General features: G+C 71.7%; 16 protein-coding genes. 6 read left to right on the top strand and 10 right to left on the bottom strand.

The genetic code is table 11. The features are described 5' to 3' along the window. Window positions 1-41: 41 nt before the first annotated feature. The 3 genes from A6A25_RS37780 to A6A25_RS37770 all read left to right on the top strand — a co-directional run bounded on the left by A6A25_RS37780 (window position 42) and on the right by A6A25_RS37770 (window position 3,281). Window positions 42-434 (top strand): hypothetical protein, encoded by a 393-nt coding sequence (locus A6A25_RS37780; protein WP_143193679.1) that lies wholly within the window; start codon window positions 42-44, stop codon window positions 432-434. Continuing rightward, window positions 431-1,246 carry a hypothetical protein gene (locus A6A25_RS37775; protein ID WP_073898670.1) on the top strand — a complete coding sequence of 272 codons (816 nt, stop codon included), beginning with the start codon at window positions 431-433 and terminating at the stop codon, window positions 1,244-1,246. Before A6A25_RS37780 ends, A6A25_RS37775 begins: the two co-directional genes overlap by 4 nt. A gap of 382 nt (window positions 1,247-1,628) precedes the next feature. After that, the gene (locus tag A6A25_RS37770) at window positions 1,629-3,281 is read left to right on the top strand and encodes a glutamate--tRNA ligase (protein WP_073898896.1); all 1,653 of its coding nucleotides are present in this window, start codon (window positions 1,629-1,631) and stop codon (window positions 3,279-3,281) included. 30 nt (window positions 3,282-3,311) lie between these two features. Here the strand turns inward: A6A25_RS37770 and A6A25_RS37765 are convergent, their stop codons facing one another. From A6A25_RS37765 to A6A25_RS37755, 3 genes are all read right to left on the bottom strand, one after another. Further along, window positions 3,312-6,755, bottom strand: coding sequence for a hypothetical protein (locus A6A25_RS37765; RefSeq protein ID WP_143193678.1), 3,444 nt, complete (start codon window positions 6,753-6,755; stop codon window positions 3,312-3,314). A 109-nt stretch (window positions 6,756-6,864) separates the two neighbouring features. Next, complete coding sequence (locus tag A6A25_RS37760; RefSeq protein ID WP_073898666.1) at window positions 6,865-8,307, bottom strand: RICIN domain-containing protein; 1,443 nt, start codon at window positions 8,305-8,307, stop codon at window positions 6,865-6,867. A 183-nt stretch (window positions 8,308-8,490) separates the two neighbouring features. After that, window positions 8,491-9,726, bottom strand: a complete 1,236-nt coding sequence (locus A6A25_RS37755) for an MFS transporter (protein ID WP_158073897.1) — start codon at window positions 9,724-9,726, stop codon at window positions 8,491-8,493. Between the two features lie 76 nt (window positions 9,727-9,802). On the opposite strand from A6A25_RS37755, the gene A6A25_RS37750 reads away from it, so the two are divergent. Further along, window positions 9,803-10,432 (top strand): glyoxalase, encoded by a 630-nt coding sequence (locus A6A25_RS37750; protein ID WP_073898662.1) that lies wholly within the window; start codon window positions 9,803-9,805, stop codon window positions 10,430-10,432. 28 nt (window positions 10,433-10,460) lie between these two features. Here A6A25_RS37750 and A6A25_RS37745 read toward each other — a convergent pair whose 3' ends face one another. Then, window positions 10,461-11,021, bottom strand: coding sequence for a hypothetical protein (locus A6A25_RS37745; protein ID WP_073898660.1), 561 nt, complete (start codon window positions 11,019-11,021; stop codon window positions 10,461-10,463). A 218-nt stretch (window positions 11,022-11,239) separates the two neighbouring features. Here A6A25_RS37745 and A6A25_RS37740 point away from each other — a divergent pair, with 218 nt between their 5' ends. Further along, window positions 11,240-12,637: a family 43 glycosylhydrolase gene (locus tag A6A25_RS37740; RefSeq protein ID WP_073898658.1), complete on the top strand. Its 1,398-nt coding sequence runs from the start codon at window positions 11,240-11,242 to the stop codon at window positions 12,635-12,637. A 16-nt stretch (window positions 12,638-12,653) separates the two neighbouring features. Further along, window positions 12,654-14,105, top strand: coding sequence for a glycoside hydrolase family 43 protein (locus A6A25_RS37735; RefSeq protein ID WP_073898656.1), 1,452 nt, complete (start codon window positions 12,654-12,656; stop codon window positions 14,103-14,105). A 48-nt stretch (window positions 14,106-14,153) separates the two neighbouring features. On the opposite strand, the gene A6A25_RS37730 is transcribed toward A6A25_RS37735, so the two are convergent. The 6 genes from A6A25_RS37730 to A6A25_RS37705 all read right to left on the bottom strand — a co-directional run bounded on the left by A6A25_RS37730 (window position 14,154) and on the right by A6A25_RS37705 (window position 21,230). Further along, window positions 14,154-15,338 (bottom strand): glycoside hydrolase family 88 protein, encoded by a 1,185-nt coding sequence (locus A6A25_RS37730; protein WP_073898654.1) that lies wholly within the window; start codon window positions 15,336-15,338, stop codon window positions 14,154-14,156. A 40-nt stretch (window positions 15,339-15,378) separates the two neighbouring features. Next, window positions 15,379-16,038, bottom strand: a complete 660-nt coding sequence (locus A6A25_RS37725; RefSeq protein ID WP_073898652.1) for a hypothetical protein — start codon at window positions 16,036-16,038, stop codon at window positions 15,379-15,381. Window positions 16,039-16,043: 5 nt separating this feature from the next. Further along, a complete protein-coding gene (locus tag A6A25_RS37720; protein WP_083668985.1) occupies window positions 16,044-16,946 on the bottom strand; it encodes a carbohydrate ABC transporter permease in 903 nt (300 codons plus the stop codon). Further along, window positions 16,946-17,872 carry a carbohydrate ABC transporter permease gene (locus tag A6A25_RS37715; protein ID WP_073898650.1) on the bottom strand — a complete coding sequence of 309 codons (927 nt, stop codon included), beginning with the start codon at window positions 17,870-17,872 and terminating at the stop codon, window positions 16,946-16,948. Before A6A25_RS37715 ends, A6A25_RS37720 begins: the two co-directional genes overlap by 1 nt. Before the next feature lie 65 nt (window positions 17,873-17,937). Continuing rightward, window positions 17,938-19,242, bottom strand: coding sequence for an ABC transporter substrate-binding protein (locus A6A25_RS37710; protein ID WP_073898648.1), 1,305 nt, complete (start codon window positions 19,240-19,242; stop codon window positions 17,938-17,940). Between the two features lie 59 nt (window positions 19,243-19,301). Continuing rightward, the gene (locus A6A25_RS37705) at window positions 19,302-21,230 is read right to left on the bottom strand and encodes a DUF2264 domain-containing protein (protein ID WP_073898646.1); all 1,929 of its coding nucleotides are present in this window, start codon (window positions 21,228-21,230) and stop codon (window positions 19,302-19,304) included. Between the last annotated feature and the right edge of the window lie 93 nt (window positions 21,231-21,323).

Here is a 21,323-nt window from a genome sequence, read left to right as displayed (position 1 = left end):
CGGACCGACACCCAGCGTGACACAAGGGGGATGGTGTGGCGGTGGAAATGGACGAGGGACAGGCGTTGGTGCTGTGGTGCCTGGTGCTGCCCGACCTGCGCCGGGCCGCGGCGGCCGGCCGCTGGTCCGACCGGCTGGAACGCACCGCCGCTCTGGTGCGGGACGGCGGGTCGGCGCTGGACGCGTGCCGCCGGTTCGACCTGATCCCCGGTGACGACGCGGACGGCGGGACCCGCGGCGTCGGCGAGCAGCCCGGCGTCGCCGGCGCCTACCCCGACCCGCGCGGCGCACGTCCGCCGGGCACCGGCCGCGGCGAGTACCGCTGCCCGCGCGGTGTCTGCGGGCGGTACGACCGCCGTGACGACGCAGGCCGCCCGCCCGTCTGCGCGCTGTTCGACGACGAGCCGATGCTGCCCACCGGGTCGCCGCGGTGAACCCGTTCCTGCAGTCGGTGGGCGGCAAGCTGGCCGAGCGGTGGGTCACCACGCTGGTGCTGCCCGGCGCGCTGTTCGTCGCCGCGGCCGTGTGCGCGGTCCGGCTCGGTCATCGCCACGCGCTGGACGTCGTCCGGTTCGGCGACGACGTCGTCGCGGCGTTCCCCCGGCTGCCGGTCGCGGTCGCCGCCATCGGCCTGGTGCTGGGCGCGACGGCCGCCAGTTTCGCCGCGCAGGCGCTCGGCGGGCTGGTGCAGTCGGTGTGGGTGAAGCCGTGGCGCGGACCGGCCGGTTGGCCGGCCCGGCCGGTGGTCGCGGTGCGGCGGTGGCGGTTCGACCGGGCCGCGGCCAGGGCCGGGATCGACCCGGTGCCCGCCTACCGGCCGCAACGGGCCACGTGGATCGGCGAGCGGTTCCGGTTGCTCGACTCGCGGGTCGCGGCGCAGTACCAAGGCCTTCGGCTGGGCCCGCTGTGGCCGCGGCTGTGGCTGCTGGTGCCCGAACCGGCGCGGCTGCCGGTGCAGGCGGCCGAGACCAGGTTCGGCTCGGCCACCACGCTCGTCGGCTGGGGTCTGCTCTACGCGTCGCTCGGCTGGCGCTGGTACCCGGCCGCCGTGGTCGGCCTCGGCGTGGCGGTGGTGGGCTGGCGCCGGGCCAGGGTGGCGGCCACGGCGCTGACCGACCTGATCGAGGCAACCGTCGACACCCACTTGGACGTGCTCACCACGTCACTGGGCCACCCGCTGCCGCCGACCGGCCTGACCCGCGACCTGGCCGCCCGCATCAACGACCGGTTCACCAAGGGCGGGTAACCACCCACCCCACCGCCCGCCCCCGGCAATCGGCACCCACCGCCCGGCCCTCTCCGCCCGCCCCTCGCCGCCCCTTGCCGCCCGCTTGCCAACCGCCCTCGCCGTAGCCGCCCACCGCTCGCCCCACCACCGGCCGCCCCGGCCGCCCGCCCCACACGCCGCACTTGCCAGGCCGCCCTCACCCCGCACGCCTCGCCAGCCGCCCTCGCCCGCACACCTCGCTCGCCGCACCACCCGCCCCTCGGCCCCCGCCCCTTGCCGCTCGGCCCCAGGTTCTGGGCGGCCTGCCGGTGAGCTCGGTGTCGGCTCGTCGGGCGCGTCGGCGGCCGATTGGTAGCCTCAGGACCCGTCCACCCACCCGTTGTTGGAGACCGTGAAACCGATGCTTGACCGCGCCGTGATCGACGCCCTGTTCCCCGCCGACCTGCCGGAGCCGGCGCACTGGGAACAGCGCTACCCGGCCCGGCAGCTGCCCGAGGGTGCCGAGGTCACCCGGTTCGGTCCCTCGCCGACGGGCTTCGTGCACATCGGCGGCGTGTACGCGGCGATGATCGACCGCGACGTGGCCCACCGCACGGGCGGCACCTACGTGCTGCGGGTCGAGGACACCGACCAGGCACGTGAGGTCGAGGGGGCGGCGGCGCAGTTCAACAACGCGTTCGCCTACTTCGGCCTGCCCGCCGACGAGCACGACGAGGTGGGCGACTACGGCCCCTACTACCAGTCGCGGCGCGAGGCGATCTACCTGACCTACGTCCGCGAGCTGCTGCGCGAGGGCAAGGCGTACCTGTGCTTCGCCACCCCCGAGGAACTGGCCGACATCCGCGCCCGCCAGGACGCCACGAAGATGCCGCCCGGGTACTACGCGGGCTGGGCGCTGTGGCGTGACCGCGACCCCGCCGACGTCCAGGCCAAGTTGGACGAGGGCGCGCCGTACGTGGTCCGGTTCCGGTCGCCGGGCGTCGAGGCCAGGGCGAAGTTCACCGACGTGATCCGGGGCGAGCTGGAGCACGAGGACAACCGCAACGACGTGGTGATCCTCAAGTCCTCGGCCAACGACGTCCGGCTGCCCACCTACCACTTCGCGCACGCCGTGGACGACCACCTGATGCGCACCACGCTGGTGATCCGGGCCGAGGAGTGGATCTCCTCGGTGCCGCTGCACCTGCAGCTGTTCGCCGCGCTCGGCTTCACCGCACCCCGTTACGCCCACATCGCGCCGCTGATGAAGCAGATCCCCGGCGGCAAGCGGAAGCTGTCCAAGCGCAAGGACCCCGAGGCGTCGGTCGACTTCTACATCGAGCAGGGCTTCCCGGCCGAGGCGGTGCTGTACTACCTGCGCGGGCTGGCGAACGGCCGGCTGGCCGACACCCCGCTGGCCGAGGCGCTGGAGGCGCCGATCCGGCTGTCGGAGTGCGGTGTCGCCGGTCCGCTGGTCGACCTGGTGAAGCTGGAGGACATCTCCGCCGACCACATCTCCACGCTGTCCGGTGAACAGATCCTCATCGCGGTGCGCGCGTGGGCCGTCGACCACGACCCCGAGCTGGTGCCGGTCCTCGACACCCGCCGTGACCTCGCGCTGGCCGCGCTGGCCGTGGAACGGGGCGCCGACGTGCCCAACCCGCGCAAGGACCTGCGCAAGTGGTCCGGGTTCCGGGAGGCCTACGGGTTCTTCTTCCCCGAGCTGTTCACGCCGCCTGCCGTGACGGGCGAGCAGTTCGCCGGGCTGGGCGTGGCGCCGGAGCTGGTGCGCGCGTTCGCGGCCGACTTCGCGGAGGACTACCGGCCGCTGGCCGACTCCGGCGAGTGGTTCGACCAGATCCGCGACCTGGCCGCCAAGCACGGGTTCGCGCCCAAGCCCAAGGACCTCAAGCAGAACCCGGACGCCTACCCCGCCGGTGGGTCGATCCGCGAGGCGTCGCAGATCATCCGGCTGGCGCTGACCGGCTCCACCCGCAGCCCCGACCTGCACGCCGTCGCCACCACGCTGGGTGTGGACGAGGTGCTGCGCAGGGTGCGCGCCGTCGCGGGCTGAGCCATCCCGGTCGGGTGATCACCGAGGTGGTCACCCGACCGGGATGATCGCTTTCACCTGGAACGCCCCGTTGGGCCCGACCTCGATGACGGGCAGTCGGCGGCCGACCGCGTTGCCGGTGGTGGCATCGATGGTGAACGCACCGCCCGCGCCCCGGACCTGGTTGCGCTCGCGGTCGGAGCGCTCCAGCTCGGCGCGCACGGCCTGGCGGGTGGGCAGCTCGCCCGGCGGCAGCCCGTTGGCGGAGCGGCTGACGGCGTCGGACGCGGCCAGCAGGGCGTCGTGCATCATCACGCCCCACCCGTCGGCCAGGTCGGCGGTGTCGAACCCGAGCCGCTGGAACTCCTCGGTCAACGCGGCGAACTCGGTGATCTCCATCTCGCGGGCCGCGTCGGGGTCGACGTGCGGGGTGTAGACGATCGTCAGGTTCGGCTGGTCGTCCCGGGGCCGCAGGTCGGGCCTGGTGCGCAGCATCGAGGCGTCCGAACCGGTGACCAGGGTGATGTTCCGGTCACGCGCGCAGCCGCGGTCGCGCAGGTTGGTGATCAGGTCGTCCAGCAGCACGGCACGCCCCGCGTACAGCAGGGTGTCCGGGGCCCCGGTGACGCACAGGTCCCGCAGGATCTCCCGGAACTGGGTGGCCAGCGACGCCTCGGTGTCGAACCGGCTCTCCATCACGATCGACAGCGCACCGCCCGCCGCGGCGTTCGTGAACTCGTCGTACAGCGTCGAGGTGTACAGGTCGTCCTCGTTGACGTCGTAGACCAGCATCGCCGGGGTCACGCCCTGGTCGGCCAGGTAGGACGCCAGCACCCCGATCTGGTTGCCGGTCGTGGAGCTGACCCGGGTGAACCCCTTGAGGTAACGGGCGGGCTCGCCGTCGCGCGCGGGTTGTTCGAGGTGGAAGTCGGTGGCGGTGACGACGGAGGCGACCATCGGCAGGTCGGCGGCCGAGAGCGCGCGGGCGGTGTGCTGGGTGTTGGTGGTGCTCTGACCGACGCCGACCACGCCGACCAGCCGCTGCTCGTCGGCGAGGTCCACGAGCTGGTCGACCACCCGCCGCCACTCCTGCTGCGTGCTGCCGGGGTTGGCCAGCAGCAGCCGCACCTTCGGCTCGCGCTTGCCCTCGTTCGCGGCGAGCTGGGCCACGTGGGCGCCTTCCAGCTGGGCCCGGACGCGCTGCCAGGTCACGCTGCCCACGTCGGTGGGCAGCAGCGGGGTGAGCACGGCGATCGTGACGTGCGGCTGTCCCTCGACCTTCAGGTTCTCGTCCAGGATGCGCCGCTGCACGTCGGCGAGCTGGTCGTTGAACACGTAGGAGCCGTCGGTGACGCCGACGCACTCGCCGCCGTGCTCGTACACGCCCTCGCCGCACCGGGTGAACAGCGTGACGCCGACGACGGTCGCCGAGCCCAGCACGAGCGCCACCACCACACCCAGCGCGGCCAGCCTGCGGCGTTTGCGGCGCACCGCCCGCTTCGGGGTGGGTGGCTCGAAGCCCCGCGGTTTCGGCGGGCCGCTCAACACCTGCCGCCGGGCGGCACGGCCCCGCGTAGGCGTGCCGCCTTCCTCTGCCCTGGCTTCCAGTTTCGCGGCGGCCCGGAGGAAGTCGTTGCGGGCCACGCCGGGTTGCTGGGCGAGGGTCTTGAGGTCCCACGCCGCGCTGGCGTAGAGGTCCGCGCGGTCGGCGGTGGACAGCGGGTCGGTGGCCAGCCACAGCGCCGCGACGACGCGGGCGAGCGTGCGGCCCGGTTCCTCGGTGGTGGTGTGGCCGATGGCGGGGAGCACCCGTCCGGGGTCGGACTCGTCGGTGTCGAGGTCGTTGGGCGCGGCGGTGATGGCGTCCAGTTCGGCGAACCACGCCCGCGTGTCGGACAGCAGCGATTCCAGTCGACGCACGACCGCGTCCACGTCCCGCAGTGCCAGCGCGTGGTAGTGCCGGTCCGCCTCACGGCCGTGGTCGCGCAACCACGTGTGCACGGCCGTCCACCGCTCGGGCGTGGCGGCCAGGCGGCGCAGCAGCAGGTGCCGCAGGGCGGGCAGCATGACGGCCCGACCCGTCTCCTGGTCGCGGACCTGCAGCACGACCGGCACGAGTCCCGCTCCCCCGCGCGGCGCGGGCACCAGGCCGCTGCGCGCGAGTTCGTCGGCCTGCTCGACGTCCCGTGCCGCGGAGCACGCCTCCAGCGCCTCCAGGGTCGCCTCGTCCGGTGCGCCGAGCAGCTCGCGCAGCAGGCGTTCCTCGACGGTGACGGGGTCTTTGTCGACCGGGCCGCGCCACCGCGACGAGAGCAGTCGCTGCACCGACGTGGGTGCGCCGGTGTTGTCGCCGATGGCCTTGACGATCACGGCGGTCGCCGCCGGGTGGCCGGCGGTGAACCGGTAGACCTCGCCGGCCACGGCACGGCGCGCGCTGAGCCGGGGCCCCGCGACGTCGGCGACCATGTCCTTGACCTCGTCGGGCGTCAGGTCCCGCAACGCCACCGGGTAGGAGTCGCTCTCGTAGTCGCCCTGCCGCCGTTCGAGGTAGTCGTCGTAGCCGGCTTCCGCGGCGTACGGGATCTCCTGGTCCGCGGCGAGCTGCCGGGCCACCCCGCCCGCGCTGGTGGCGACCACGGTCAACGGGTCGTCCTCGCCGCGGCGGGCGTCGGCCAGCGCCCGGTACAGCAGCCTGCCCGGCTTGGAGTCGATGTCGTCGAGCAGCAGCACGCAGTTCAACGACCACGTGCGCGCTCCGCGCCCGGTGGCGAACGCGGCCCGCAGGTCGGCCAGGAACGCCGCCCACAGCAGCTCGGTGGCCTCCTTGCGGTCGGCTTCGCTCGCGTCGTCACGGGTGAGCAGGTTGAGCCGCACCAGCTCGTCGTAGGCCTGGTTGCCCGAGCCGTACCACTCCAGGCCCTCACCCAGCACGACGCGGCGTCCCCACCGCCGGGACACCAGGCCGTCCAGCAGGAGGTTCGGCGCGAAGCGGGCGGCCGTGGTCACGCCGGGCACACCGCCCACCACCGGCACCGCGCCGACCACGTCCTCCGCCAGGGTGTCGAGGAACGTGCGGAGCTGGTCGACGCGGCGGGCGTTCTCCAGCTCCTGCCGGATCCGCAGTCGTGCGGCCTGGCCCGGTGTGTCGATCTGGGCGGCGATGGCGACCTGGGCGGTGACGAACCGCGGGAACGGGATGGAGCGGTAGCCGGCGGCGTTGCGGTTGAGGTCGAACGCCAGCAGCGACAGCACCTCCCACGCCGTGGTGGCCTTCAACTCGCCGCAGTCGATGCGCGCGTACGGCAGGTTGCCGCGCAGGCCCTGCTCCAAAGAGTCCAGCAACGCGGTCTTCCCGCAGCCCTTGGGCCCGGTGAAGACCAGCACCGGCGCACGGCGGGTGACCGGGTAACCGTTCGGCTCGGGCCGGGTGGCGAACTCGCGGACCAGCGCGATGGCCTCTTCCCGGCCGTGCAACCTTAACGCGTCTTCAGGCATCCGAACCCCCACGAGCGAGCGGCAACCGCCATGATCACCCAGGTTCGGCGCGTTGTCACGGCATTGAGCGGGGAACGCCGGCACGGTCGCGCCGGCGTTCCCCCTCGGGTCAGACCCGGGTGAGTTGGAATTGCTGGTTCTGCCCACCGTTGCACGGGTACTGCTTGAACTGCAGGTTCTCCTGTGAGCCGCTGGGCAGGTCGAGGCACTTGCCCGAGTGCCGGGCCACCAGCCTGGAGTAGCCGGACCCGGCGTCGACCAGCGACCACTGCTGGTTCTGCCCGGAGTTGCAGCTCCACTGCACCACGGCCGCGCCGTCGGCGGTGCTGTTGTCGCTGACGTCGAGGCACTTGCCGGAGTGCCTGGCGATCAGCTGGTAGTAGTTCCCGCCCGCGGATTGCAGGCGGACCTGCTGGTTGCTGCCGCTGCCGCACGGGTACTGCATGAGCGCCGCGCCGTCGGCACCGCTGGCGTTGGCGACGTCGAGGCACTTGCCGGAGTGCCGCACGGTGATCCGGTTGTACGTCAGGGCCACGGTGTTGATCGTGCCGGTCGCCGTGTCGATGACGATCCGGCCAGCGTTCGGCAGGTTCATGGTGGTGTTGTCGGAGAACGTGATCGGCAGCCAGACGTAGCCCGAGTCGTTGACCGGCCCGCCCCAGGCACCCGCCCAGCGGTCGCCCAGGTAGAGGTAGGACGTCGTCTGGGTGCCCTGGATCGGCAGCACGTAGGCCGGTTGCGACCGGTAGGTGGTGGAGTCGCCGACGTTGCGCATCGCGCTCCACGGGCCGGACATGCTGGTGGCGGTGGCGTACTTGGCCTGGTTCGGCGACCAGCCCGTGGCGCCCGAGGTGAGCACGAAGTAGACGCCGTTGCGCTTGAACACCGCCGGTGCCTCGCGGTGCCCGCCCGGCCACGGGTTACCGACCAGCTGGGCGATGCCGCGGTAGTCGGCGTTGAGGCGGTAGATGTGCAGGTCGTAGTTCTCCCGCGCGGCGGAGATCATGTACGCGGTGCCGTCGTCGTCCTTGTACAGCGTGATGTCGCGTGACATGTGGTTGAGCGGCCGGAAACTACCCTGGTAGGTGTAGTTGCCGTCCACTGTGGACGAGTAGGCGACCGCCGCGCGCGCTTCGCCGTAGTGCTGGCCGTTCTCCCAGTGCATCCACATGACGTACTGGCCGGTGGACGCGTTGTAGATGACCTTCGGGCGTTCCACCCAGGACGTCCGCAGCTCCGCGTGGCTGTTCTGGGTGAGGACGTTGTTGCGGAACTCCCAGGTCTTCAGGTCGGTCGACCGGTAGACCGACACGGCGCGGAACAGGTTGTCCGGGTGCCGGTTCTCGCCGAACCAGTAGTAGTAGCTCCCGACCTTGATCACGCCACCGCCGTGCGCCTGGACGAGGTTACCGCTGGTGTCGGTGAACTGCACGCCCACGTCCACGGTGACCGGCGCGGCCTGTGCCGTGCCGCCGGGGACGAGCACGGCGGCCAGGCCGACGACGGCGGCGGTCACCGCCGCACGCCACCGCCTCGGAGACAAGCGGGACATCTGGACTCCTTTGTCCGGCCCACAACGGGGAACGAACCAGCGACCGGCGTGGGCCCGATCGGCGCGCTGGCACATCCGGGTGGTGCACCCGGCCGCGGCGGTCGGCCGGCTCGACGACCGCAGGAGATGTTTGCGCAAACATCAACGCGGTCGAGCCAGTGTGGGAGCTGGCTCGTGCGGGTGTCAAGAGGACGTCGACCGACTGACCTCGGGACGCTCCAACCGCAGCGAGCGCACTTCGGGCAGGAGCAGGATCAGCGCGCTGCTGAGCACCTGCCACCCGGCGGCGACCACGAGCACCGTGCCGATGCCGACCGCCTCGGACACCGGCCCGGCCAGCGCCAGCCCGATCGGGCCGAGGGCGTACGCGCCGAGCAGCTCGTAGGCGGCGACCCGGGACAGCGCACCGCGTGGCACCAAGGTCTGCTCGGTGGTGCGCCACAGCGCGTTGAACGTGCTGAGGCTGAACCCCACGGCGAACGCGGCCACCATGATCAGCGGCAGCGGCGCGCGGGCGGCCAGCAGCACCAGCACGCCAACCCAGGCCAGGTGGACCACCGCGATCACCACCAGCGTGCGGCGGACGTGCAGCCGCAACAGCACCACACCGGCGAGGACGGCACCGGCGCCCTGGGCGGCGGCGATCGACCCCCACGCCCACGCACCGCCCAGGTCGTTGCGCGCGACCACCGGCGCCAGCACCAGGTACGGCGAGATCACCACCAGGTTCCACAGGCCGAGTTGCAGCACGCCCGCCCACAGCCAGCGGCGGGTGCGGATCTCCGCCCAGCCCGCGCGCAGGTCGGCGAGCAGCCGGGTGCGCGGCACGCCCGTGCGCGGCGGCACCCGCACACCGGCCAGGAACACCGCGCTGAGCAGGTAGCTCGCGCCGTCGACCACCAGCACGACCCCCGAGCCGCCCAGCGCCACCAGCACGCCCGCCACCGCCGGTCCGGCCACGTCCGGGATCGATTTCGCCAGCCCCAGCACCGAGTTCGCCCGCTGGAGCCGGTCCTCGGGCACCAGCTCGGCCGGCATCGCGGCCAAGGCGGGCTGGTAGAACGCCGCCGCACCGCCCCGCACGGCCGCCAGCAGCATCATCGACCACAGCTGCGCGGTGCCGGTGAGCACCAGCGCCGCGAACACCAACTGCGCGGCGGCGCACCCGAGGTCCGCGCCCACCATCACCAGCCGGCGCGGCACCCGGTCGGCCAGCACACCGCCCGCGACCAGGAACACCAGCGTCGACACCACGCCCGACGCGAGCACCAGGCCCAGGTCGCCCGCCGACGCCCCGGTGTCCAGCACCGCGAACGTCATGGCGACCGGTGCCATCGACGACCCGACCACCGACGTGGCGTAACCGAGGAAGAACCGCCGGAAGTTCCGGTCCGCCAAGAGCCCACCCGCATCCCCCACGCACCCCAACATACGCACGCGGACCGATCAGGAATCGAGAAGCACCGGTCGTGGGCCCGCACCTAGCGTTACGGCCATGGCAATCATCGAATCCGTCACCCTGGACGTGGCCGACACCGCGGCCGCCAATCGCTTCTACACCGCCGCCTTCGACCTCGACGGCCAGGTCGGCTTCCGCACCTCGGACGCGCCCTCGACCGGCTTCCGCGGCTACACGTTGTCGCTCACCGTGGCGCAGCCCGCCACCGTCGACAGCTTCGTCGCCTCCGCCCTCGACGCCGGCGCCACGGTGCTCAAGCCCGCCGCCAAGTCGCTCTGGGGCTACGGCGGCGCGGTGCAGGCGCCGGACGGTGCCATCTGGACCATCGCGACCTCGGCCAAGAAGGACACCGGGCCCGCCACCCGCGAGATCGACGGCATCGTGCTCCTGCTGGGCGTCGCGGACGTCGCCGCGAGCAAGAAGTTCTACGTCGAGCAGGGCCTGGTGGTGGGCAAGAGCTTCGCCCGCATGTACGTCGAGTTCGACGCCGGCACGGGTCCGGTCAAGCTCGGCCTGTACCGGCGCCGCGCCCTGGCCAAGAACGCCGGCGTCCCGCCCGAGGGCACCGGGTCGCACCGGATCACCATCCGCGGTGACGCCGGCGCGTTCACCGACCCGGACGGCTTCGCGTGGGAGGCGGTGCGGTCGGAACTCACCGCGAAGTGAGACCGTCGGCGGCGCCCGGGGGTCGCCGTCAACGCTCGTAGAGAACCTGACCACGGGCGTCGAGCGCCTGGTAGACGAGCAGATAGCGCAGCGGCCCGTGCTCGCGCACGCCGCTCAGATCTGCCAGGAAGCAGCCGTTGCCGACCTGCGCGGTCACGGTTTGCCCGGACCCCGTCCGGACGTTCACCCTGGCGACGTCGGCGCGCACCACCCCGGAGGCGAACCAGTCCCCGCTCGACGGTTCGCCCACGGTGCTCGACGGGCTCAACGCCGCGTCGCCGAAGACTTCGTGGTGCGCCGAGGTGATGGAGTTGCCGTCGATGGTGCACGTCAGGGCGACCGATGCCGAACGCGCCACGACGGCGATCTCCCGTCCGCGCACCCGGCTCGGGCCGGCGGTGAACGGTGCGGAGGACGTCACCCCGGTCGAGCGCATCGACTCGACGCAACGCTGGAGGGCCTCGGCGGCGCTCGGCGGCAGCTGGTCGGGCGCGTGGCGGGGCACACCGGCCACCACCGCGGGTACTTGCGCCACCGCCCACACCGCCCCGAGCAGCACCACCGCCGCCGCAAGCACGATCCGCAGCATCGCCCACCCCCGCGCACATTGTGCGCGACCGCGTCGCCTTCCCGGGGCGGATCGCGTCATCCGGTGTCCGACGAGCTACGGGCCCTACCCTGCGCTCCAGGCCTTGATGTTAACGCACACATAACCCATACTCGCTGCAAACGTGCACTCCGGAGTCGCCCAGCAGGCCAGGTGTTAACGCTCACGAAGCCCCGACCACCGAAGATCGGAGCTCCTCGATGCCACGACGGACCGGCACGCTCGCGCTCGCGCTGCTCGTCATCGCCTCGACCCTCGCCCTGCCGGTGCCGTCGGCGGCAGCCGCCACGATGCCGACCGGGGCGAGGTCGCTGGAATCGGTCAATGTCCCCGGCCGGTTCGTCCGGCACGCGGACTACCTGGGCCGACTCGACCCCGTGACGTCCGGCAGCACGGCGCAGACCAAGCGGGACGCCACCTTCACCGTCGTCAACGGCTTGGCCTCGCCGTCGTGCTACTCCTTCCAGGCGACCAACGGGATGTTCCTGCGCCACCGGGACTACCGGGTGCGCCTGGAGGCCAACACCGGTGACGCGACGTTCCGCGCCGACGCGACGTTCTGCGCCGTCACCGGCTCGGTCACGGGCTCGGTGTCGCTGGCCTCGTTCAACTTCCCGGACCGGCGGCTGCGGCACCGCGACTACCAGCTGTGGATCGACCCCTACCAGGACACGGCGCAGTTCCGCGCGGACAGCTCGTTCCGCCTCACCGCACCGTGGACGCCGAAGACCGCCAAGGGGCCGGTGATCCCGGGGCTGTTCGCCGACCCGCACATCACCAACTTCAACGGCCGCTACTACCTCTACCCCACCACCGATGGGTACGCGAGCTGGGCGTCGCCGTACTACAAGGCGTTCTCCTCGACCGACCTGGTGAACTGGACCGACCACGGCGTAATCCTGGACCACGGGCCGGACGTCTCGTGGGCGGACAACTCGGCGTGGGCACCGGCCGTGGTCGCCAAGAACGGCCGCTACTACCTGTACTTCAGCGGTGGCGCGGCGTCCGGTGACACGGCCAAGCACCTGGGCGTGGCGGTGTCCGACTCGCCGACCGGGCCGTTCCGCGACGTCCTCGGCAGGCCGTTGATCCGGGCGGGCACCTACTCGGGGCAGGCCATCGACCCCATGGTGTTCACCGACGACGACGGCCGGTCCTACCTGTACTGGGGCAACGGCACCGCGTACGTCGTCCCGCTCAACGCCGACATGACGTCGTTCGACCCCGCCAAGGTCCGCGACATCACCCCCGTCGGCTACCGCGAGGCGTCGTTCGTGTTCAAGCGCAACGGCACCTACTACTTCATGTGGTCGGAGAACGACACGCGTGACGAGGACTACCGGGTCGCCTACGCCACCGGTCCCTCGCCGCTCGGCCCGTGGACCAAGCGCGGTGTGGTGCTGCAGAAGCGGCTGGACCTGGGGATCAAGGGGCCGGGTCACCACTCGGTGGTCAAGGCGCCCACCAGCGACACCTGGCACGTCGCCTACCACCGCTTCGCCGTGCCGGCGGGCAACGGCACCAACCGGGAGGTGACCGTCGACCGCCTGACCTTCAACCCCGACGGCACCATCGCCCCGATCGTCCCCACCCTGTGATCAAGGGAGATCACCCGTGTCACGAGCACTGACGAGGATCGGCGCGCTGGTCACCGCCGTGGTCCTGATGTTCACGTCGTGGTCGGCGGTGACCGAACGGCGGGCCGAGGCGCTCGACCCGTTCACCGGCTACCTGATGGCCCACTTCACCGGCGAGCACGCCAACGGCGAGCAGATCTACCTCGCGCACAGCCGCGACGGCCTGCGCTGGACGGACCTGAACAACGGCGCACCCGTGCTGCTGTCCACCGTGGGCACGCGCGGTGTGCGCGATCCCGCGCTGGTCCGCTCCCCCGCGGGCGACCGCTACTGGATCATCGCCACCGACCTGCGCATCGGGTCCGGCACGTCGTGGTCCGACGCGGCCAACAACGGCAGCAAGTCGCTGGTCGTCTGGGAGTCCACCGACCTGGTCACCTGGTCGGCGCCGCGCCTGCTCAACGTCGCGGGCGCGATCTCGGGCGCGGGCAACGCCTGGGCGCCGGAGGCGATCTACGACCCGTCGTCCGGGGACTACGTCGTCTACTGGGCGACGAACGCGACGCTGAACGGCGTGAAGAAGCACCGGATCTACTACGTGCGCACGCGTGACTTCCGCTCGGTCAGCTCGCCGGTGCTCTACATCGACCGCGGCCAGGGTCAGGGCATCATCGACACCCAGATCATCGAGTCGCCGAGCGGTGTGGGCGGCTACCGCTACTTCCGCGCCTCCGCCGACGGCCACATCACCGTCGAGGGCAGCAACTCGATCCTCGGCTCCTGGACCACCATCGGCAACCTGTCGCACATGGGCATCTCCAACGGCACCGGCGGCGGCAACGTGGTCGAGGGTCCGATGTGGATGCAGTTCAACGGCCGCACCGAGTGGGCGCTGTGGCTGGACCAGTACGCCACCGGCCGCGGGTACATGCCGATCACGTCGACCAACCTCGGCAGCACCCGCAACTTCACCACCCGCACCGACTACTCGCTGGGCAGCACCCGCAAGCGGCACGGCTCGATCCTCAACCTGACCGCCGCCGAGGAGAGCCGGGTGCTGGCCAAGTGGGGCACCTCCGCCCCGGTCAACCGCATCCAGTCCTACAACTTCCAGGACCGGTACGTCCGCCACGCCGACTTCGACGTGCGCATCGACCCGAACGTCAGTCCCGCGCAGGACGCGCAGTTCCGCGTCATGCCCGGTCTCGCGGGCACCGGCACCGTGTCGTTCCAGTCGGTCAACTACCCCGGTTACTACCTGCGCCACAGCAACTACGACTTCGTGCTCGCCGCCGACGACGGAACCGCCACGTTCCGGGCCGACGCGACGTTCCGCCAGGTCGCCGGCCTGGCCAACTCGGCCTGGTCGTCGTTCCAGTCCTACAACTTCCCCGACCGGTACCTCCGGCACTACGCCTACCAGCTCCGGCTCGACCCGATCACCGACGCGACGGGCCGCGCGGACGCCACGTTCCGGCTGACCGGCTGACCGGCAGGGGGGTGGGCGCTCGGGCGCGGGCGCCCACCCCCCGTCAGCTCACCAGTAGCTGCGCCAGTCGGCGCGCAGCCGGCGGCTCAGGGCTTCCAGGTAGAAGTAGTCGCCCCACAGGTTCCCCTCGTCCACGCCGACGTTCTTGGGCATGTCGTAGACGCCGTGCCGGAGCAGCGAGGTGGACGTGGTGTCGTGCGCGGTGGAGTACGCGGTGGCCAGGCTGGTCAGGATGGCGTCGGCTTCGGTGCGGTAGCGCAGGGCGGTGTCCGGGTCGTCCACGTGGTCGGCGATCTCGTACAGGCCGCACACGGCGATGGCGGCGGCCGAGGAGTCGCGTTCCTGCCCGCTGCCGTCGGTGAACACGAGGTCCCAGTAGGCGACCCGGTCGGCCGGCAGGCGGGTGAGGAAGTAGTCGGCGCAGCGGCGGGCCGCGTCGAGGAACGACGGCTCGCGCACGTGCCGGTAGCCCAGGGCGAAGCCGTACATGCCCCACGCCTGCCCGCGTGCCCAGCAGGAGCCGTCCTGGTGGCCCTGCTCGGTCGCGCCGCGCAGCGGTTCGCCGGTGTCGACGTCCCAGTAGAAGGTGTGGAACGTGGTGCCGTCCGGGCGGAGGATGTGCCGCCGCAGCTGCTCGGTGTGGCGGATGGCGGCGTCGCGGAACGCCCGCGCACCGGTCGTCCCGGCCGCCCAGTACAGCAGCGGCAGGTTCATCAGGCTGTCGATGATCGTGCGGCCGCGCTGGAGCGGGTCGGTCAGGTCGCCCCAGGCCTGCAGGATGCCCGCCGGTTCCAGGAACCGGACCATCAGGTGGTCGGCGGCGGCCAGCGCGGCGTCACGGGCCCGCTCGTCGCCGACCAGCCGCCACGGCGTCACGCAGGACAGGGTGTAGAGGAAACCGAGGTCGTGGGTGTCCAGGTCGATGCCGCGGGTGACGCGGTCGGCGAAGCTGTCGACCTGGTGGCGCGCGGCGCGCAGCACGGCGTCGTCGCCGGTGCCCTCCCAGACCAGCCACAGCATCCCCGGCCAGAAGCCGGTGGTCCAGCCGACGTTGGCGCCTTCCGGCTGCCCGTCACGGGCACTGCGCGGCCGGTAGGCACCACCGGTGGTGGTGTCGTCCGGGTACCAGGCGGTGAAGTCGGCGATGTTGCCGCGAACGGTCGCCACGGCGGCGTCCCAGGCCACGGCCAGGTGGTCGGTGGTCGGTGCGGCGCGGTCTGCTTCCGCGGACATGGTTCTCCCTCAGAACGGGTGACGGAACGGCGATCTCGGCTCACCGCGCCGCGAGCTCGGGCTCCTCGACGGCGCGGACTCCTCGCAAGGTCGCGCGGTTGCCCACCCACACGACGTACAGGACCGGGCCGGTGAGCAGCCCGAGCGCGGGCACGGGCATCGCGCCCACCGCCGCGGCGAACACCCACAGCGCCGCGAGCGACACCACGCTGAAGTGGACGCGGCGCAGCGCCAGGAACAGGCAGGCCCGGGCCAGCCGCCGAACGGGCACGTCCGGCCGTTCGACCACGGCCGTCAGCGTCACCAGCGCGGTCACGACGGTGAGCAGGGCGAGGACGGCCAGCACCGGGATGGCGACCGCCCCGACCGGGCTCCCCCAGGCCGCGCGGACGTCGACGACCAGCACGACCAGCACGCCCGACGCCGCACCGGCGACCACCGCCGCCCGGCGACCGTGCGACCACCACCCCCGCGCGAACCCCCGCACGACGTCGGACGTCCCGGAGCCGAACACGGCGTGGGCGGCGGCGACGGCAGGCCCCAGGAACGGCGCGGTCAGCACGAGCAACGGCCAGGAGGAGACGACCGGGGTGAACAGCAGCACGGCCAGGAACGGCGCGCTCGCGGCCACCACGAGCACGCTGGTGGCCAGCAGGGCGTAGGCGGTGGCGAAAACCTTGTTGTAGAGCTCGTACTTCACCTCGGTCAGCCCTTCATCCCGCTGGTGGCGATGCCCTGGACGAAGTACTTCTGCCCGAGCAGGAACACCACCGCGATGGGCAGCACGGACAGCACCGAGCCGGTCATGATCAGGGCGTGCTCGGCGTTGTACTCGCTGACGAACGACTTGAGCCCGAGCTGGATGGTCCACAGGTCGGGGTCGCGCAGGTAGATCAGCGGACCGAGGTAGTCGTTCCAGGTGGTGACGAAGGTGAGCAGCGCCAGGCTGGCCAGGGCGGGCACGGACAGCGGCAGCATGATGCGGAAGTAGATGCCGTACTCGCTCAGGCCGTCGACCCGGGCGGCCTCGCACAGCTCGTCCGGGATGGTGGCGTAGTACTGGCGCATCAGGAACACGCCGAAGGCGCCGAACGCCTGCAGCGCGATGATGGCCCACGGCGTGTTGGTCAGACCGGCCTCGGACATCATGATGAACTGCGGGATCATGTAGGCCTGCCACGGCACGGCGATCGTGCCGATGTAGAGCAGGAAGAGCAGGTTGCGGCCGGGGAAGCGGGTCTTGGCGAACCCGTAGGCGGCGAAGCTGCCGGTGAACAGCTGCAGCACGGTGACGACCACCGACAGGAAGACGGTGTTCTTCAGCCACGTCAGCATGTCCGAGATGCGCCAGATCTCGGCGTAGTTGCCCCACTGCGGCGAGTCGGGGAACCAGGTCACCGGGATCGAGAAGACACCGCTGTTGGTCTTCAGCGACGAGGAGACCATCCAGAAGAACGGCAGCAGCAGTCCGATCGCGGCCACCACGAGCACGGCGTAACCCAGCACCTTGCCGGGCGAGAGGCCACGGCGGCGTTCGGGCGCGGCGGCGGGCCCGGGTTCGACCGGGCCGGGTGCGGCGAGGTCGGTCAGCGCGTGCGGCGCGGCCATCAGGCGTTCCTCCTGCGGTTGACGGCGAACTGCACGACGGTGACCAGCATGCAGAGCGCGAACAGCACGACGGAGATGGCGGAGGCGTAGCCGAACCGGTTCTCCACCAGGCCCTTCTGGTAGATGTACTGGGACAGCACCAGGGTGGACTGGCCGGGGCCGCCGTTGGTCATCACCAGGATCAGGTCGAAGACCTTGAAGCTGCCGATGGTGAGCATGACCGTGACGAAGAACGTGGTGGGGCGCAGGCACGGCAGGGTGACGTTGCGGAAGCGCTGCCAGGCGTTCGCGCCGTCGATGCGGGCGGCCTCGTGCAGCTCCGGTGGCACGGTCTGCAGCCCGGCCAGGAACAGCAGCATGTAGTAGCCCATCTCGCGCCAGACGCCGACGATGATGACGGCGGGCATGGCCCAGTCCGACGACGCGGTCCAGCCGGGCGGGTCGTCCACCCCGAACAGGCCCAGGATCTGGTTGACCGGTCCGGCGTCGCGGCTGAACAGCAGGTTCCACGCGATGGCGATGGCCACGATCGAGGTGATGTAGGGGAAGAACGCGGCGGTGCGGAAGAACGCCACCCCGCGCAGCTTCCGGTTGAGCAGCAGGGCCAGGGCGAGCGACACGGCGAGCGTGAGCGGGATGTGGAACGCCGAGTAGTACAGGGTGTTGAGCAGCGCGGTGTGGAAGCTCGCGTCCTTGAGCAGGCGGGTGAAGTTGTCCAGCCCGATCCACTTGGCGGTGCCGAAGACGTTCCAGTTGGTGAACGAGATGTAGAACAGCGCGACGACCGGGCCCAGGGTGAGCAGGCCGAAGCCGAGGAAGTTCGGCAGGACGAACGACACGCCCTGCAGTGACCGGAGTGCTCGGTGCCCCCGCTTCGCGCGACCCGCCCCGGTGCGTGGCGGACCGCCGACCGTCGTGGTGCTCATCGGCTCTCTGTGCTCCTGCGTTGGTGGGGTGGCGCGGGCCCGGAGGCCGGGCCCGCGCCGGGTCGTCACTTGGATTCCAGGACCTCGCTGCGCGCCCGTTCGCCCGCCTGGCGCAGGGCGTCGTCCACCGGGGTGCTCTCCGACATGATCGCCGAGTGGGTCTCCAGCAGGATGTTCTGCAGCGCGGCGGTCTGCGGCGAGACGGGGTTCTCCGCGCGGGTGTCGTGCGTGGTGAATGCGAACTTCGACAGCTCGTCACCCGGCACGCCCTCCACCCCGAAGTACGCCTTGACCACGGGTTCGGTGAGCGTCGCGGGCGTGATGCCGATGGACGCCAGCGCGCTGGCGGCGCCCTCGCCCGCGGCGAAGGTCAGGAACTTCTTGGCGGCGGCGACCTTGCCCTCGTCGATGGCCGCGTTGATGCCGATGCCGGTGGGGTCGCCGAACGTGACCGGCTTGGCCTTGGCGCCCGCGTCGGCCTGCGGCGCCGGGGCGAAGCCCCACTGGAACGCCTGCGCGTCACCCTTCTTCTGCTGCGCGATGAGGGTGGCGACGTACCAGCTGCCCATCAGCATCATCGCCGCTTGCTGGGTGCCGAACTGGGCCTGGTACTGCAGGGTGTTCGTGGTCGCCGTGCCGTAGTCGACCTGCGCACCGGCCTTCTGCTGCTCCAGCGCCCGCTTGTAGTACGGCGCGAGGTAGCCGTAGTCACCGCTGCCGAGGTCGGCGCCCGACGTCTGGGCCAGCGCCAGGCCCTGCACGGTGGACTGCCAGGTGTGCTGGTAGGCGGCCTTGGCCGGGGAACCGGCGGCCTTCAGGCCCGCCGCCAGGTCGGCCGAGGCCTTCTCGTACTCCGCCCACGTCCACGTCTCGCTGGGCGGCGTCACGCCCGCCGCGGTGAAGAGGTCCTTGTTGTAGTAGAGGTACCAGGAGTCCTGGCGGTACGGCACCGCGTAGGTCATACCGTCCACTTTGTAGTTGCCGAGGCCGTTGACGTCGTTCCCGAGCCCGCCTGCGACGTCGGAGACGTCCAGCAGCTGCTCGCCGCTCTGGTAGGTGATGAAGTTCTTGAGGTTCTTCAGCACGTACAGGTCGGGTGCGCTGCCGGCGGCCAGGTCGGCGGTCAGCTGGGTGTCGTAGTTGGCGGCGTCGTACTCCTTGAACTCGACCTTCACCTCCGGGTTCTGCGCCTGGAACGCCTCGGCGAGCTTCTGGAACTCGGGCGTGGTCTTCAGGCTCCACGCGCTCATCGTCAGGGTGACCGGGCCGCCGCTGTCGGCGGGTTCGTCGGCGCCGCAGGCGGTGGCGGTGAGCGTGAGGGCGGTGACGGCGGCCGCGATGGCGGTCCACCGGGGATGGCGGTGTCGCATGGTCCTTCACTTCCTGGTCGAGCCACGGGGAGAACGGGAGGTGCGGGCGGGCCCGCCGGTCAGGACAGCGCGACGCGGGTCCGCGCGCCGTCGGGCCACCGGGTGGTGACCCAGGTCGTCGGCCCGTCGAGGTCGAGCCGGACCTCGGCTTCGGCGGACCGGGCACCGGTGTCACGGGCCAGTTCCAGCAGGGCCGCGGACCACTCGCCGGGTACGACGGGCAACTGCGCCCACGGGACCGCGGCGACCGGTCCCAGCGGGCCGGCGTCCTCGTGCCGGGACACACCCGAGCCGGTGGTCTGTCCCAAGAGGATGGTGAGCTTCGACCGCGTGCCGTCGTCGGCTCGGACGCACGGTTCGTCGGTGGTGGTCACGTCGACGCCCGCGACGGCCCACCCGCACAGCCGCAGCGCCGTGGGCGGGCGGTCCTCGGCGAGGGCGTCCACCCGGACCAGGCGGACCTCCCACGGACCTCGGACCAGCGAGTGCACCGAGACGGTCCCGGCGTCGTGGTGACGGCCCGTCCAGCCCGAGCCGTGGTGCTGCTGCGCCTCGTCGGGCTCCAGCCACCGCACGACACCGGAAGAGGACCCGATGCCCACGGTGACGCCGTCGGCGTCGACCACCTCGGTGACGCCGACGTCCATGCCGGACCGGTGGGACGTCCGGCCGTCGGCGTCGACCAGCACGACGGCCTGGTCGTGCGGGTTCGCCCAGCTGTCGTGGTCCAGCAAGGGGCTGGTGGCGGTGGAGTAGCCGTAGCGCGCGTAGAGCGGGGAGTCGCCCTTGGTGTCACCGGCGACCGCGTGGTCCGTGCCGTGGTTGACGACCCGCACCACGCCGTCCGCGGCCGTGCCGCTGACCAGCCAGCCCGGCGCCTTGACCGCGCGCACGTAGTCGCCTTGCTCGACGGGCAGCGGCAGTTCGTCCGCCGTCCACACCGGGTGGTCCGCGGGCAGGGCCAGCCCGAGCATGCCCTTCACCGCCCAGTACGGCGAGCCGGGGCCCGAGTACCTCTGCTTGATGGCGGGCCACCGGCCGTGCCAGCCGAGCGACAGCAGACCTCGCTCGTCCAAGGCGCCGCGGTCCACGAAGTGGCGCACCACGCCGGTCGCGGCGCGGCGCAGGACCGCGGGCGGTGTGGACGGGACCTCGGCCACCACGCCTGCCCAGAACGGCGCCGCGGCGGCGAACCGGTAGGTCAGGCTGCGGCCCTGCACCAGCGGTGAGCCGTCCGCGCCGACCAGGTGCACGGCGTCGAGCAGGAAGCGGTCCAGCAGCGCGGTGTCCCGTTCGCGGCGTTGTTCGGCGAAGCCTTCCGCGCCCGGCATCCGCGACCACAGCAGCGGGTAGACGTGCAGCGCCCAGCCGACGTAGTGGTCGAACGACCGCTCGTGGCCGTCCGCCATCCAGCCGTCCGCGCGCAGGAAGCCGTCGTGGGTGGCGAGGTCCTCGGTGACGTCATCGGCCGACCAGGGACCGCCGACCGATCGCAGGAACGCCTGCACCACCAGCCGGAACCACACCCAGTTGATGCGCGGGTAGGTCGGGTCGCCCACCGCGGGCGCCAGGTAGCCGACGACCCGCTCCTGGACGGCCGGGTCGAGGCGGTCCCACAGCCACGGGCGGGTCAGGTCGAGGGCCAGCGCCAGCGAGGCGGCTTCGACCTTGGCCTGCGGGTGCTCGTCCAGGCGCACCCAGCGCTCCGGCGAGGTCGGGTCGGTGCCCGCCGCGATGCCCTCGGCGTAGAACTCGGCGAGGTTGTCCGGGTCGGCTCCGCGCTCACCCGCGATGCGGAAGCCCGCGAGCAGGAACGTGCGGGCGAAGCCCTCCAGGCCGTCGACCTCGGTGCCGTACCCGCCGACCGGGCCCGGCAACGTGATCCGCGCGTGCCTCGGCGAGGCGAACGGGCGCACCGACCGCAGCATCGCGTCGGCCGTGCCCGCCCAGTCGGCGCGGGACCACCCGGTCCCTGTGGCTGCCCTCATCTGACCCGTCCTTCAACGTCGAAGGCGTTCGAACAAACCGTGCCCGGTTGCTTTCGTTTTTGTTCGCTTTGACTGTTAAGTAGTAAATACGTG

It is taken from the genome of Saccharothrix sp. CB00851 (genome assembly GCF_001905065.1).
GTDB lineage: Bacteria > Actinomycetota > Actinomycetes > Mycobacteriales > Pseudonocardiaceae > Actinosynnema.
This window is presented reverse-complemented; position numbering and strand designations above follow the sequence as displayed.

Coding starts and splice junctions, on each gene's coding strand:
- A6A25_RS37770 (WP_073898896.1), top strand. CDS start 1,629: ATGCTTGACCGCGCCGTGATCGACGCCCTGTTCCCCGCCGACCTGCCG.
- A6A25_RS37765 (WP_143193678.1), bottom strand. CDS start 6,755: ATGCCTGAAGACGCGTTAAGGTTGCACGGCCGGGAAGAGGCCATCGCG.
- A6A25_RS37760 (WP_073898666.1), bottom strand. CDS start 8,307: ATGTCCCGCTTGTCTCCGAGGCGGTGGCGTGCGGCGGTGACCGCCGCC.
- A6A25_RS37750 (WP_073898662.1), top strand. CDS start 9,803: ATGGCAATCATCGAATCCGTCACCCTGGACGTGGCCGACACCGCGGCC.
- A6A25_RS37745 (WP_073898660.1), bottom strand. CDS start 11,021: ATGCTGCGGATCGTGCTTGCGGCGGCGGTGGTGCTGCTCGGGGCGGTG.
- A6A25_RS37740 (WP_073898658.1), top strand. CDS start 11,240: ATGCCACGACGGACCGGCACGCTCGCGCTCGCGCTGCTCGTCATCGCC.
- A6A25_RS37730 (WP_073898654.1), bottom strand. CDS start 15,338: ATGTCCGCGGAAGCAGACCGCGCCGCACCGACCACCGACCACCTGGCC.
- A6A25_RS37720 (WP_083668985.1), bottom strand. CDS start 16,946: ATGGCCGCGCCGCACGCGCTGACCGACCTCGCCGCACCCGGCCCGGTC.
- A6A25_RS37715 (WP_073898650.1), bottom strand. CDS start 17,872: ATGAGCACCACGACGGTCGGCGGTCCGCCACGCACCGGGGCGGGTCGC.
- A6A25_RS37710 (WP_073898648.1), bottom strand. CDS start 19,242: ATGCGACACCGCCATCCCCGGTGGACCGCCATCGCGGCCGCCGTCACC.
- A6A25_RS37705 (WP_073898646.1), bottom strand. CDS start 21,230: ATGAGGGCAGCCACAGGGACCGGGTGGTCCCGCGCCGACTGGGCGGGC.